This window comes from Flaviaestuariibacter amylovorans, assembly GCF_039541815.1.
In the GTDB taxonomy this organism is placed as follows: Bacteria; Bacteroidota; Bacteroidia; order Chitinophagales; family Chitinophagaceae; genus Flavisolibacter; species Flavisolibacter amylovorans.
On record NZ_BAABGY010000007.1, the window covers coordinates 369,444 to 382,682 of the forward strand.

Genomic DNA, 13,239 nt, shown 5'->3' on the forward strand with positions numbered 1-13,239 from the left:
GACCAACCGGCAGCCTGCGTCCAGCTTTATTAAATCAAGCTTATGCGGTACGTACTCGTGATCCTGTTTTGCTTTAGTGGTTTGTTGGCAAGCGCCTGCGACTGTATCGGTGCCGGGGGGCTGGATAAGGCTGATGTCGCGTTCAAAGGCACGGTGTTGCGGGTGCGCCGCATCGAGAATGGCGGGGGAAGCTATGTGGTGCATTTCCGGGTGCAGGAGTGGTTCAAAGGAAGGCAGTATACACGCACCCTCTTTATCGAAACGCCTTGCCTAAGTAAGGTCTGCTGCGGCATCCCGTTTAAGAGGGGAGAGGTGTACGAGGTGTACGCCAAAAACGAGCCGGACCGAATGGTAACGTCCGCCTGCTGGAAAACGAAGCGCGTCGGTACCGCTACGAAATAGCGGTCCGGAACGGCGCGCCGCATGCCGGTCAGGATGATTCGTTTCGGATCGGAGCCTGGATGGGCGGGAGCGTGCCGGGTGCGGGCGCAGGTGGTGCAGCTTATAAACCGATCGACCTGATATGGCAACTAAAAACAAAACCGCAGCTACGACGGCCGATGTGACGGCCTTCATCAACACGTTCGTAGACAAGGAGCAGAAAAAACAGGACAGCTTTCGACTCGTAGCGCTGATGCAGGCGTGGACGGGGGCGCCGCCCCGGATGTGGGGACCGACCATTATCGGGTTCGGGAGCTACCACTACCGCTACGCCAGCGGTCACGAGGGCGATGCGCCCCTGCTCGGATTCTCGCCCCGCAAGGCCGAATTCTCCCTGTATGTAACGGTGCCCGGCAAGGAAGACCCGGAGCTGTTGGCGAGACTGGGGAAATACAGGATGGGAAAAGCGTGCATCTACTTCAAAAAGCTGGATGACCTCGACCTGGAGGTACTGGAGCAGATCAGCAAACAAAGTGTGGCGTACGTCAAGGCCACGTATCCTGCAAGTAGTTGAAAATCGTGCAAAAAAAAGCGGCAGGAGTGGGGGCGTTCCCTGCTTCCTGCCGCATTGCCTTATTGAAATATGTTCGGTCCTGTATCGGGTCAGGCCGTCATCCTTCTGTTCCGGAAATCCGCGAAACCCAGTATGAGGAACAACAGGGCATAGGCCAGTGATGTCCAGGCCATCTGCCCAAGCAGGGGCTGCGTACGGGGCAGTAACGAGAAGGTCTGGAAGCTATAGGGGAAATAGGTAGCGAAGGACGACTTGTACTCGAACACCATCAGGGTGCCGGTAAGCCACAGTGCGAGTCCCACGGCGATCGGAATGATAAAGTTCCGGAAGCGCAGCCCGAGCCAGAACTGGAAGGAGCCGATCGCCAGTGCGGCGAGGTACATGTTGCCCCATTTCGCCAGCACCTTGCCCAGGTCGAAGGGATTTTGAAGCAGGTGGAGGCTCGGGTCGATGAAGTTAGCCGCCACCACCACGACTCCCATGAAGATCAGGTCGGCTACCAGGAAAAGGAACAGCAGCAAATGGATGTTGAGGAACTTGGCAAGGAACACGCGTCCTTTCGTATGCGGTGCGGTGAGCACCTGCTTCCAGGTATTATTACGGTATTCGATCTGCGGCAGCAGCGTACACACCAGGATCACGAACATCGGGAAGATCACGAGCCCGTTCATTTCCGAAGCTACCCGGAAGATGGAATTCAGCGGGTCCTTGCGCGTGTCGTCCAGCCCGTCGACGATGAGGTTCAGCAGGAAGGTGAAGGGTATGACGGCTGCGCCCACGAGGGTAAAATAAAAAGAGGCGGTACGTTTTGTCTTGAGCATTTCTGCTTTGAGGGCAATGGCTAGTTTCATGCGTGTTCGGATGTAAGGTCGATGAATAATTGTTCGAGGTCGCTTTCCTTGGGGTGAAGCAGGTATACGTCGAGCCCGCCCTCGGTGAGCCGGCGGTTGATTCGGGCCACCTGCTCGGTATCGTCGTACACCACGCTGAGGCCTTCTTCGCCGAGCTCGGGTGCGTGCTCCCGCAGGATGCGGCAAGCCGCTTCGTTGTCGGATGTGCGCAGCAGGAGGCGCGCCCGTTGCCGCTGCAATCCCTGCAGCTCGGCGAGCGGACCCTGGAAAAGCATCTTTCCCTTGTAAATGATGCCGATGTGGCTCACCATCCGCTCAATCTCGCCGAGCAAGTGCGAGGAGATCAGGATGGTCATGCCGTGGTCGCGGTTGAGGCGTTTGATGAGCGCGCGCAGCTCGATGATGCCCGCCGGATCGAGGCCGTTGGCGGGTTCGTCGAGGATCAGCAGTTCCGGTGCAGGGAGCAGTGCCAGCGCGATCGACAGCCGCTGCTTCATACCCAGCGAGAACTTTTTTACGACCTTATTGCCGGTATCGTCGAGGCCTACGATCCCGAGCACCTCGTCGATCCGTGTTTTAGAAGCGCCATACGTAGCGCGGTATACCTCTAGGTTCTCCCGGGCGGTGAGGTGCCCGTAGAGCGACGGCGATTCGATCAAAGAGCCGGTGCGGGATAAGATGGCCTCGCGGTTCTGGAGCAGGTGCTGTCCGAAGATCTCGATGTCGCCCTGCTGCTTGTTCAGCAGTCCCAGCAGGAGCGAAAGAGTAGTGGTCTTGCCGGAGCCGTTGGGACCAAGGAAGCCGTAGATGCTGCCACGGGGCACTTCCAGGTTGATGTCGAAAAGCGTTTGCACACCGCGCGCATAATGGTAGGAAAGCCCGGTGGTACGGATGACGGGAGGTGCTTGCATTTTTAGTGGGTTTGGTTCGGGAAAAGCAGCCGGCGCCGCTATTTGTTCATAACTAATACACCGGAAAACTAGCTATTAGGCAAAACATGGTACATTGTTTTGGCATGGGCGGTGGATTACCGTGACGGCTGGTAAGCCAGTGGTTTTCGCGAAGTCCTTAAAAACCAGATGAGCGTTTTGGAACGAAGTAAAAAATACCTGGAACCGCCGAAGGCCTGTTTCGAGCGTCTTGCATGGGCGCACGGGTGGTCAACTTCCGACGAAAAAGCAATTCGCGTGTATGGCCGGGCCACCACCTACGCCCTATTTGGACGGATCGGCGTGCCAACGGCCAGGCCTTGTGGCATCATCAACAGCGAATGCTCCGGACGTGGCCGTGTAAAAAGGCGCGGCCGCAAGGATGGCTTGTCGCGCAATAGAAGGGCTTGCCTGCCGGGGAAGTGGGAGGCGGATCGAGGGCGAAGCGGCTCATGCGTTTTCCAGGAGGGCCATCAGCTCCTCCATCGTGTCCTTGAGGGCGCCGGATGCCTCATCAAACTGGTCGTCCTTGCCCTTTTTCGAGAGCTTTCCGTCGTTCGATTTCTTGACGCCGGTGCGGATCGGGTCGAGCGCCTCGAAGTAGTGCGCTACCTGCTGCTCGTATCGGGCATCGGCCTCGAGCTGCGTGAGCAGGTCCTCGTACGCGTCAAGAATGCTGTTGATCTCCTTTACGTTGTCGGTGGTATGCCGGCGGGGAATACGGTCGAACAGTTCGCGGAGCTGGTCCTGGATCTCTTTCATCGGGCGGTTTTGAGAGTGTTGTAAAGGTAGTTGGTGCACGCGCGTGATCGTTGAAAAATCCGGGCCAGGCCCCGGAAACGGCTCCGCGTACCCGTGAGCTGTGATAGTTGTAACAAACCGGCAAAGAAGGTAACTTTCGGGCATGTCGATCAGTAAAGAACTCGCCGCCCATTTCCGCGCCGTCCATTTTGGTGGCAACTGGACCTCGGTCAACCTGAAGGACACGCTGGAAGGCGTAAGCTGGCAGCAGGCCGTAACGCCAATGCCCGGCCTGAACAGCATCGCGGTACTCGTATTTCATATGAATTACTATGTGGGCGCCGTGCTCCGCGTGCTGCGGGGAGGCGCCCTGGAAGCCAGCGACAAACTGAGTTTCGGACCACCCGTGATCACCTGCGCAGCCGACTGGGAAGCGCTGGTAGACCGGGCGCTGTCCGAAGCGGATGCCTTTGCCCAGGCGATGGAACAGCTGGATGACGCACAGCTGGAAGCACCCTTCCTGGACGGTAAATACGGCAGCTGGTACCGCAACCTCGCCGGCATCGTTGAGCATACGCATTACCACCTGGGCCAGGTATCATTGCTCAAAAAGATGACCGTGCTGCAGGCCGGGCCGGCTGCCGCGGTACAATCGGATTCCTGACGGTCGCCCGCACTGCCGGCAGCAGGTAACCTGGGTAATCCCGCTTTAAGGATCGTACATTAGTGCCCATGGCCATACGCTCCCGTCGCAAAACCATCTTCCGCGTCCTCTCTGTATTGCTGTTGCTTGCCCTCGTCGGCGGCACGGTCTATGCCTGGCGCGCCTTCCCCATCATCAGCGGATACTTTGCCAAGAACATGGCCTCGGCCGTGTTCCTGCAGCACCGCGATCCCGCCGCCATCGAGCGTGAGGACCTGTCGGGCTTCCCTTTTTCCATGGCCTCCTATACCGTAGATCTGCGGGATTCGTCGGTGTCGGCGTCGGTGTGGGGCTTTGCCCGCCACAAGGCGATCTACCGCAAAGGCCTCGGCTGCACCCTGCTCAACGACCTCCCCGAAAGCGCGGTCCGCGCGCAGCGTTTTATGCTGCCCTCCGCGCCACCGCGCGCCGACAGCCTTCCCTGGCCGTTGGGAGAGCGGGTAGCCGACAGTATTCCTACGGCTGTGAATGCGCAGCGGCTGCAGGCGGCCATTGACGGTGCCCTGTCGGCTACTTCTTCCGAAGGCAAACCCGCGCTAACGCGTGCCTTCCTGGTGTTGTACGACGGGCAGATCGTGGGCGAGCGCTATGCCGAAGGCGTCACGAAGGAGCAGGTGCAGATCGGCTGGTCGATGTCGAAAAGCCTGACGGGCGCGTTGATCGGCGTGCTCGTGAAGGGGGGGCGCCTTCGCCTGGATGCACCCGCACCCGTGCCCGAATGGAAAGGCACCGACAAGGAAAAGATCACGCTCCGGCACCTGCTGCAGCAATCTACGGGGCTCGATTTCGAGGAGGATTACAGCAAGCCTTGTGAAGTCACCAACATGCTGTTCCGCAGCGACGACATGGCGGCCTTTACGGCGAGGCGACCGCTGCGTGAAGCGCCGGGATCGCGTTTTTATTATTCGAGCGGCAACAGTAATATCCTGAGCCGCATCATCCGCCACACGGTCGGGGAGCAGGACTATGCAGCCTTCCCGTACCGCGCACTGTTTCACCGTATCGGCATGTATTCGGCGCTGCTCGAGCCCGACGCCTCGGGCACCTATATCGGCTCCTCGTACAGCTATGCCACGCCCCGCGACTTCGCGCGCTTCGGGCTGCTGTACGCGAACAACGGGCGCTGGAACGGGGAGCAGTTGCTGCCGGACGACTGGGTGGCCGCTTCGATCCAACCCGGGCCGGCTGATCCGAACAAGCGCTACGGCTGTCAGTTCTGGCTCAACGGAACGAAGGAGGACAAGCCGGGCGAGCGCCATTTTCCGGATGCGCCGCCCGACCTGTTCTATGCGAAGGGCTTTGGTGGGCAGGGACTTTATGTGATCCTTTCGCGCAAGGTCATCGTGGTGCGCATGGGGCAGCACCCGATCGACGAAAATACCTTCCTTAAAAATGTACTCGCAGCCTTTCCCAAAAACGGTCCCTAAGCTGTAACTTTCCCCGGAAGCCATTCGTTTCAAAGAAAATTACGGTTCTTCTTACCTGCTCAACCTGCACCATGAGAAATGCCACTCTTGCCATCCTGCCCCTCTTTTTGGTAGCCGCCTGCAAGCGCACCACCGAAGCCGTAGTGCCGCCGATCGATAACGGCAAACTCGAATACCGGCTCATCAATAGCAGCAACCAAACGCTCCCGGTGATGGCACTTGCCGACGATGTGGCTCACCCGGACATGATCTGGGTGGGAACTGACGAAAACCTGGAATATTTTAACAGGAACTGGAAGTACAATGTGCCGCCGGGTGACACATTACGGTTTGAACGCACCCTTCCGAACCGCAATCCGATCGACCTCGCATCCCTTGGCCGTCGCTTCAAAGTGCGGGTAAGCTTTCCCACGAAAGTGTTCTCGCCGCTCGCTTATTCAAGAAACTTCATCGTGGAAGGGCAACCTTATGCGATCGGCTGGACATTCGGGCGCTATTTCCAGCTGCCCGCCTACGAGCTGGTCGGGCAAGACCAGAACCGGGTGCGGTATATCAATTGGCCGGCGGATACGGCGGTACTGGAGGAAGTGATGTTTTAGCGCGCCGATAAGCGGTATTTTCGCAGCGGATGGAAACGAGCCTGAACAAGTATATCTCCGAATCGGGATTTTGCAGCCGCCGCGAGGCCGACCGCTACATCGAGGACGCACGCGTGACGATCAACGGCGAGCTCGCCTGGAAAGGCTCGCGCGTAAAACCCGGCGACAAGGTGCTGGTAGACGGCGAGCCGCTACCGAAACGCAAGGCGCCGGTGTACCTGATGCTCAACAAGCCGAAAGGCGTTACCTGCACCACCGATCTCAAAGACCGCAGCAACATCATCGACTACATCGGCTACAAGCAGCGCATCTTCCCGATCGGGCGGCTCGACAAGCTTTCGGAGGGTCTGATCTTTCTCACCAACGATGGCGATATCGTCAACAAGATCCTTCGGTCCGGTAACAACCACGAGAAGGAATACATCGTGACCACCGACGAGCCCTTCGGTCTCGACTTCGTAAAGGCGATGCGCGAGGGCGTACGCATCCAGGGCGGCAAAACGAAGCCCTGCTTCGTGAAGCAGGAAGGTCCCAACCGCTTCCGGATCATCCTGACGCAGGGCCTCAACCGGCAGATCCGCCGCATGTGCGAAGCGCTCGGCCACCGCGTGAGCTCGCTGAAGCGCATCCGCATCATGAACATCACACTGGCCGGACTCGCACCCGGCAAGTGGCGCCTCTTTACCCCGGCCGAGATCGAAGCGATCCAGGCAATGCTGAAAGACAGCAGCAAGACCGACGACGGGGAGGGGATGGGAGAGTAATTAACCGGGAGGTCTCTTCTTTTAGACAAGTCAAAAGTCAAAATCAAAAAACTGGTCTGTAAACGGACCAGTCCTTCAAATTTTTGCGCTCCAACCGAGGGCTATGTCGCGTCAGTAGAAACTGTTCCAACCAATTTTTGAATTTTGACTTTTGAATTTTGACTTCCCCTTAGGCTTCCCCCACCCAGAGTTCTCCCGCCCAAGCGGTATTTTTGCGGCTTAAATCGCCGATTTGCAAGCGCCTGTATTACTGATCACCCCGCCGTTCACCCAGCTCAATACGCCCTACCCGGCTACTGCCTACCTGAAGGGCTTCCTCAACACGAAAGGCATCGCCTCCGTGCAGGCCGACCTGGGGATCGAGGTGACGCTGGCGCTGTTTTGCAAGAAGGGACTGCAGGCGCTGTTTGCCCATATCGATGAACTCGGCAACACCTATTCTGCCAACACGGAACGGATCCGCGCGCTCAAGGACGATTATATTGATTCGATCGACGACGTGATCCGCTTTCTGCAGGGCGGGCTACCGACGCTCGCCCACCGCATCGCCCGCCGCACTTTCCTGCCCGAAGCCGGCCGCTTCGCACAGCTCGACGACCTCACCTGGGCTTTCGGCTCGATGGGTACGCAGGACCTCGCCAAGCACCTGGCAACCCTCTATCTCGAGGACCTCAGCGACCTCGTGAAGGAGGCCGTGGATCCGCATTTCGGGTTCAGCCGGTATGCCGAGAGCCTGGGGCGCTCGGCCAACTCCTTCGACGAGCTTTATGCGGCGCTGCAGGGTCCGTATACTTATGTCGACCGGATACTCATCAGCATCCTGCAGGAAAAGATGACGCGGGTGGAGCCGGGGCTGGTAGCGCTCTCGGTACCTTTTCCGGGCAACCTGTACACCTCGCTCCGCTGCGGCCAGTATATCCGCGCGCACTACCCGGGCGTGAAGGTGGTGATGGGCGGCGGCTTCGCCAACACCGAGCTGCGCTCGCTCAGCGATCCGCGGGTGTTCGAGTTTTACGACTTCATCACGCTCGACGACGGTGAAGCGCCCATCGAGCAGCTCATCGCGCATGTCAACGGACACATCGGTATTGACGGGCTCAAGCGCACCTTTACCCTCGTGGACGGCGCCGTGTCCTATATCAACAACACGGCCTGCACCGACTACCGGCAGGGGCAGGTGGGCACGCCCGACTACAGTGATTTTTACCTGGATCAATACATCTCCGCCATCGAGGTGATGAACCCGATGCACAGCCTCTGGAGCGACGGCCGCTGGAACAAGCTCACGATGGCGCATGGCTGCTACTGGGGCAAATGCACCTTCTGCGATATCTCGCTCGACTATATCCGCAACTACGAGCCGATCACCGCTTCCCTGCTTGCCGACCGCATGGAGGAGCTCATGGCGCAGACCGGCCAGAATGGCTTCCACTTCGTAGACGAGGCCGCGCCGCCGGCGCTCATGAAGGCCCTGGCGATCGAGATCCTGCGCCGCCGGCTCGTGGTGACCTGGTGGGCCAATGTGCGCTTCGAAAAAAGCTTCACCCGCGACCTGTGTCTCCTCCTGAAGGCAGCGGGCTGCATCGCGGTGAGCGGCGGGCTCGAAGTGGCCTCCGACCGCCTCCTGCAGCTGATCGACAAGGGCATTACCGTGGCGCAGGTGGCCCGCGTATGCAAGCATTTCAGCGAGGCGGGCATCATGGTGCACGCCTACCTGATGTACGGCTTCCCGACCCAGACCGAGCAGGAGACGATCGACTCCCTCGAGCTGGTGCGCCAGCTGTTCGAGACCGGCGTACTGCAGTCGGCCTTCTGGCACCTGTTTACGATGACGGCCCACAGTCCCGTCGGGCTCGACCCGGAGAAATACAAGGTGCGGAAAGTGTCGGAGGCCGTCGGCACCTTCGCCAACAACGACATCGAGCACGAAGATCCTACCGGCGCCGACCATGCCGCCTTCGGATACGGGCTCAAGAAGGCGCTGCTTAACTACATGCACGGCGCCTGCTTCGATTACCCGCTCCACAAATGGTTCGACTTCAAGGTGCCCCGCACGACGATCGCTCCCGACCATATCCGGAAGGCGATCGAGGAGCCGGAACTTACGCCGGGTTCCGGCAACCAGCGCGTGCTGTGGCTGGGCAAGACGCCCCGGGTGGAAACCTACATGAAGTCGAAAAAAGGGGCGCAATGGGAGGTGTGTACGCTGACCTTCGCCACCCAGCGCTCGGAGCTGTCGGTCAGTGTGGAGCCTGCCGCCGGTAACTGGCTGGCAGGGCTGCTGCCGCGCATCGGGGTCGATGTGCCCAAAGGCCTCACCTACACCGCCGTGAAAGCGGATTACGAGGCGGCCGGGCTCGAGGACTTCGAGCTGTTCTGGGACAACAAGCCGGTAAACACGCTCTATAAAGCGGGCCTCCTGCGCGTCTGACCGGGGTTCGAATGTCCACTTTCCCAAAGCGGGAACACTTCCTGCCGTTATCCAAATATGTTTTGCCGCATGGGAAACTGTGCGCCATCACCCTTCTGCCTCGCGGCTGATCGCGGCTTCTCCACCCAGCCGGGCGGCCAAGCGCGCAAGCGACACCACTACCAGCACCGCGATGAAAGTGGCCAGTATGGCATAGGTATACTTGGAGGCAAGGCTCTCGTCGCCGCCGAGGAGGCGCTTGATCGTTTCCTTGATGGCGTCGTTCCAGGCGAGCGCCGCCACGAGGCCGAGCGCAGCGCTGGACAGAGCGATCATCGATTGCAGCACCATGCGGGTTGTTTGTTTTGCCATGTCTTTTTTTTGGGAAAATAAGGCATTGCCTGAATTCAACGCTTCTCCTGCGGCCGGTGCCGGGGAACCGGGTTTCTACGGAACTGCGGTTTGGTGGAATGTGAAAGAAAACGGAACTTCCGGGCAAACCAGAACGAACATGCCTGCCTCTGCCCGCCAAACACTCTTCCTGCTCTTCGCGCTTGCCGCCCTGCAAGCGGGTGCGCAAACAGTGTACAAGATCACCGACACGGTGTACTACAACGCCCGTTGGCAGATCTGTGAAAAACCGGTCGCCTCGTTCTACCGGGCAGGCGTGCTGGCGGGAACAACCGACAACTGGTTCTTTTACGGGCCGGTGAAGGATTACACGATGGACCATCACCTACTCATGGAAGGAAACTATTCGGAAGCCGGTCGCAAGGAGGGCCCCTTCCGGTTCTACAATTACAAAGGGACCCTGCTCAACGAGGGCTCCTTTGAGCGCGACACCATACACGGTATCTGGAAATGGTACTACCCCAACGGCAAGGAGCGCGCCTCGATCTACTTCCCGTCAGGCGAGCAGTCGTTCCAGTTCATCACCTACCGCGACAGCACCGGCAAAGCGACCCTGGAGAACGGGGTGGGCGATTTCGAATGGTCCAGCCATCCATACACCAGATCCGGGTTCTACTTCCGCATCCGGGGCAGCTTCGACAAAGGGATGCGGCAAAAGAACTGGCAGTACGACCACATGAACGGGTCGAAGCACTTGAAGTACGGCGATTTCGGTGAAGGCTATGCAAAGGACGGCGGCTTTAAATGGAGCTCGTTCAAAACAGACTATACCCGTAATTCGCAGAATTCTTATCCTGTCTCTTTTGTTTCGGATCACCTGCGCGTGACGGAGCAGATGCAGTACGACGCCTTCTTTGCACTGGAAGGCGATTCCACGCAAACGGCGCTGCTCAACTACCTGATCGAGGGCCGTACCGCACGCATCCACATCCCTAAAAAGACATTCGACAGTTCGTTCAACACCATGCTGAGGCTGCTTGACGCCCTGTCGCCGGCCTTCGGATACCGTGAGCGTGATATCAAGGGCACGATCGAATTCAAGATCGGGCCGGCCGGGTTCCCGGAAGACATTTCGATCCAATCGGAACATACCGACAGCTCGGAAGTGCGGCTGCTTCATTTCCTGATGAACAAATTCCGGAAGATCGAAATGCCGTCGGAAGGCAACATTGCACTCGAGGCTTATCACAAGATCCACTTCTACGTCGTCAACCTCCGCGACTATTTTACTGCCAACCTCCGCGACCATGTGGATGTGGACCTGATCTTCTCCTCGCTGACGAAAGAGCAAACGATACAGCGGCTCGAAGCGGACAAGAAGAAGATCAAAAAGTACCTGCGCCGAAACTATTCCGGTCTGCGGTAACGGTGCGGAGCCACAGCCGATCGGCCGTTTTTACGCCTTCATCCGGACCCGGTAGGTGAAGGGAGCCGGAGCCGGTATCTTAGCCGCATCATAAATACTGTCATGAGCCGCTTCCTGCTGTACTTCCTGTTATTGCTCTCGTCCGCGCTAGCCGCACAGAAAAAGGTCGGCTTCGGGCTGAGTGAATTCTCGTTCCGCGACGCCAGGTACGGCAAGATAAATTACTACGTGAGCACCCGCGGGCTCACCGAGCGGAAGCCGGTGCTGCTCTACCTCGAAGGGTCTGGCTGCTTTCCGCTGTTCCGGCTGTATGACGACGGGCAGAACTGCTGCATCGAGCACCGGTTTGTGCTCCTCGACATCGATTCGCTGGCGCAACACTACCACGTAGTGCTGTTTCCAAAGCCGGGCCTCCCGCTTTCCGATACGATCCGGGTTTCCAGCTACGACTCCCTCCGCGGCTTCGAAAGCGGCCCTTGTCCGCCCGCATACAACGAACACCTCAGCCTCGAATGGCGGGCCGGCAACGCCACGTCGATCCTGAACGATCTGTTGAAGCGCGTGCCACACGATCCGAAGAAAGTGGTGGTGATGGGCAATTCGGAAGGCGGACAGGTGGCACCCCGGGTGGCTGTGCTCAACCAGCGGGTCACGCATTGCATCAACATCTGCGGGTCCGGTCTCAACCAGCTTTACACACCCCTCATCAAGGCAAGGCAACAGGCCCGACAGGGACATATTACCTACGAGGAATCGGAGCGGATCGTCGACTCGCTGTTTGCCGTGTACCGCGGGCTCTTTGCTGCCCCGCAGCGCACTGATACCTCGTGGTATGGCCTCACCTACAAGCGCTGGGCCTCGTTTGCCGCGCTGCCGCCGATCGAGAGCTACACACGGCTCTGCATCCCGGTGTACATCGCCATCGGCTCGCGCGACGACAATGGCGACGTGCTGAGCACCGACTACGTACAGCTCGAGTTTTTCCGCCTGGGCAAAAAGAACCTGACCTACAAGGTGTATCCCAACTACGACCACCACTTCAACCAGTACGTGCTCGTCGACGGTAAGGAGCGCCGGGTCCGCCGCAGTGCCGAGGTGATCGGGGCGGCGCTTCGCTGGGTGGACGGCCGCTGAGGCCTGTCGCAATCACCCCTTTCTTTGACGCAGGCAGGGGCGGGGGCTTCCGGCAGGATCGGTTAGGTTTGTACCAGCAAAAACAAATTTTATGGCAACCAAGATCTTCGTCAACCTCCCGGTGCGGGACCTCCAGAAATCAATCGACTTCTTTACCCACCTGGGCTTTTCGTTCAACCCGCAGTTCACCAACCACGAGGCCGCCTGCCTGGTACTGGGCGACAACATCTACGCCATGCTGCTGACCCACGAGCGCTTTGCCGATTTCACGAAGAAAAAGATCTCCGACGCCACGCAAAGCACCGAAGTATTGCTCTGCCTCGACGCCGAAAGCCGGGAAGCGGTGGATACGATGGTGCAGCGCGCACTCGAGGCCGGCGGCAGCCGCTATGCCGACCCGATGGACCATGGCTGGATGTACGCCCACAGCTTTGCCGACCCCGATGGCCACCAATGGGAGATCGCCTTTATGGACGAGGCAGCCCTGCAGGCCATGATGCAGGAAAGCGGCGCCGGCACGGCAGCGCAGTTGTAACGATGCGATCATTCTTAAAGCGGCTCCGGCCGCTTTTCTTTTGCCCTCCTGGGTACCCCGGATTCCGGAAAGCACTGTAACTTACGCCGCGATGAGCGCCCCGCATCCGCCGAACGATGACCTGGATCTGCAAGATCCCGCCCCGCGTCCGAAATCTAAATTCAGGACCTGGCTGAAGCGCATCGGCTGGATCGGTTTCCTCTTTTTCCTCCTAAAGGGCATCGCCTGGCTCATCTTCTTTTACTTTATCAAGGAGAAGCTGGCGAAGTGAGGTGTTTATTGTTTTATTAGTTTACTGGTTTATCGGTAGGGGCGTTTCTGTTCGGGACGTACTACAGCTTTTCGCGATGCATCAATTTCAAAAGCGCTACTCTATTCGCCGATTCAGTTCCCACTCATATGGGTGGTAACGTT

The 13,239-nt window shown here is 58.7% G+C and carries 15 protein-coding genes; 11 read left to right on the plus strand and 4 right to left on the minus strand.

What is annotated here, in order from left to right; all coding sequences use genetic code 11:
- The first annotated feature begins 42 nt into the window (after positions 1–42).
- Positions 43–402 carry a hypothetical protein gene (locus tag ABD937_RS10080; protein ID WP_345255498.1) on the plus strand — a complete coding sequence of 120 codons (360 nt, stop codon included), beginning with the start codon at positions 43–45 and terminating at the stop codon, positions 400–402.
- Between the two features lie 121 nt (positions 403–523).
- Positions 524–955 carry a DUF1801 domain-containing protein gene (locus ABD937_RS10085; protein ID WP_345255499.1) on the plus strand — a complete coding sequence of 144 codons (432 nt, stop codon included), beginning with the start codon at positions 524–526 and terminating at the stop codon, positions 953–955.
- A gap of 89 nt (positions 956–1,044) precedes the next feature.
- On the opposite strand, the gene ABD937_RS10090 is transcribed toward ABD937_RS10085, so the two are convergent.
- The 3 genes from ABD937_RS10090 to ABD937_RS10100 all read right to left on the minus strand — a co-directional run bounded on the left by ABD937_RS10090 (position 1,045) and on the right by ABD937_RS10100 (position 3,497).
- Entirely contained in the window at positions 1,045–1,806 is a 762-nt protein-coding gene (locus tag ABD937_RS10090) for an ABC transporter permease (RefSeq protein WP_345255501.1), read from the minus strand.
- Positions 1,803–2,717, minus strand: coding sequence for an ATP-binding cassette domain-containing protein (locus tag ABD937_RS10095; RefSeq protein WP_345255503.1), 915 nt, complete (start codon positions 2,715–2,717; stop codon positions 1,803–1,805). The genes ABD937_RS10090 and ABD937_RS10095 overlap by 4 nt, the downstream gene beginning before the upstream one ends.
- A gap of 468 nt (positions 2,718–3,185) precedes the next feature.
- Positions 3,186–3,497 carry a hypothetical protein gene (locus ABD937_RS10100; RefSeq protein ID WP_345255505.1) on the minus strand — a complete coding sequence of 104 codons (312 nt, stop codon included), beginning with the start codon at positions 3,495–3,497 and terminating at the stop codon, positions 3,186–3,188.
- Between the two features lie 142 nt (positions 3,498–3,639).
- Here ABD937_RS10100 and ABD937_RS10105 point away from each other — a divergent pair, with 142 nt between their 5' ends.
- The 5 genes from ABD937_RS10105 to ABD937_RS10125 all read left to right on the plus strand — a co-directional run bounded on the left by ABD937_RS10105 (position 3,640) and on the right by ABD937_RS10125 (position 9,400).
- Positions 3,640–4,140: a DinB family protein gene (locus ABD937_RS10105; RefSeq protein WP_345255506.1), complete on the plus strand. Its 501-nt coding sequence runs from the start codon at positions 3,640–3,642 to the stop codon at positions 4,138–4,140.
- A gap of 68 nt (positions 4,141–4,208) precedes the next feature.
- On the plus strand, positions 4,209–5,606 hold the full coding sequence (locus ABD937_RS10110) for a serine hydrolase domain-containing protein (protein WP_345255507.1): 1,398 nt from the start codon (positions 4,209–4,211) through the stop codon (positions 5,604–5,606).
- Between the two features lie 71 nt (positions 5,607–5,677).
- Positions 5,678–6,205 (plus strand): hypothetical protein, encoded by a 528-nt coding sequence (locus ABD937_RS10115; protein WP_345255509.1) that lies wholly within the window; start codon positions 5,678–5,680, stop codon positions 6,203–6,205.
- 29 nt (positions 6,206–6,234) lie between these two features.
- Entirely contained in the window at positions 6,235–6,969 is a 735-nt protein-coding gene (locus tag ABD937_RS10120) for a pseudouridine synthase (protein WP_345255511.1), read from the plus strand.
- Between the two features lie 232 nt (positions 6,970–7,201).
- Positions 7,202–9,400 (plus strand): B12-binding domain-containing radical SAM protein, encoded by a 2,199-nt coding sequence (locus tag ABD937_RS10125; RefSeq protein WP_345255513.1) that lies wholly within the window; start codon positions 7,202–7,204, stop codon positions 9,398–9,400.
- 87 nt (positions 9,401–9,487) lie between these two features.
- Here the strand turns inward: ABD937_RS10125 and ABD937_RS10130 are convergent, their stop codons facing one another.
- Positions 9,488–9,751 carry a DUF5654 family protein gene (locus tag ABD937_RS10130; RefSeq protein WP_345255514.1) on the minus strand — a complete coding sequence of 88 codons (264 nt, stop codon included), beginning with the start codon at positions 9,749–9,751 and terminating at the stop codon, positions 9,488–9,490.
- Between the two features lie 139 nt (positions 9,752–9,890).
- On the opposite strand from ABD937_RS10130, the gene ABD937_RS10135 reads away from it, so the two are divergent.
- From ABD937_RS10135 to ABD937_RS10150, 4 genes are all read left to right on the plus strand, one after another.
- Positions 9,891–11,156: a toxin-antitoxin system YwqK family antitoxin gene (locus ABD937_RS10135; RefSeq protein WP_345255516.1), complete on the plus strand. Its 1,266-nt coding sequence runs from the start codon at positions 9,891–9,893 to the stop codon at positions 11,154–11,156.
- Between the two features lie 102 nt (positions 11,157–11,258).
- Positions 11,259–12,290: an alpha/beta fold hydrolase gene (locus ABD937_RS10140; protein WP_345255517.1), complete on the plus strand. Its 1,032-nt coding sequence runs from the start codon at positions 11,259–11,261 to the stop codon at positions 12,288–12,290.
- 91 nt (positions 12,291–12,381) lie between these two features.
- Complete coding sequence (locus tag ABD937_RS10145; RefSeq protein WP_345255518.1) at positions 12,382–12,825, plus strand: VOC family protein; 444 nt, start codon at positions 12,382–12,384, stop codon at positions 12,823–12,825.
- Positions 12,826–12,916: 91 nt separating this feature from the next.
- Positions 12,917–13,096: a hypothetical protein gene (locus ABD937_RS10150; RefSeq protein ID WP_345255520.1), complete on the plus strand. Its 180-nt coding sequence runs from the start codon at positions 12,917–12,919 to the stop codon at positions 13,094–13,096.
- Positions 13,097–13,239: the final 143 nt, after the last annotated feature.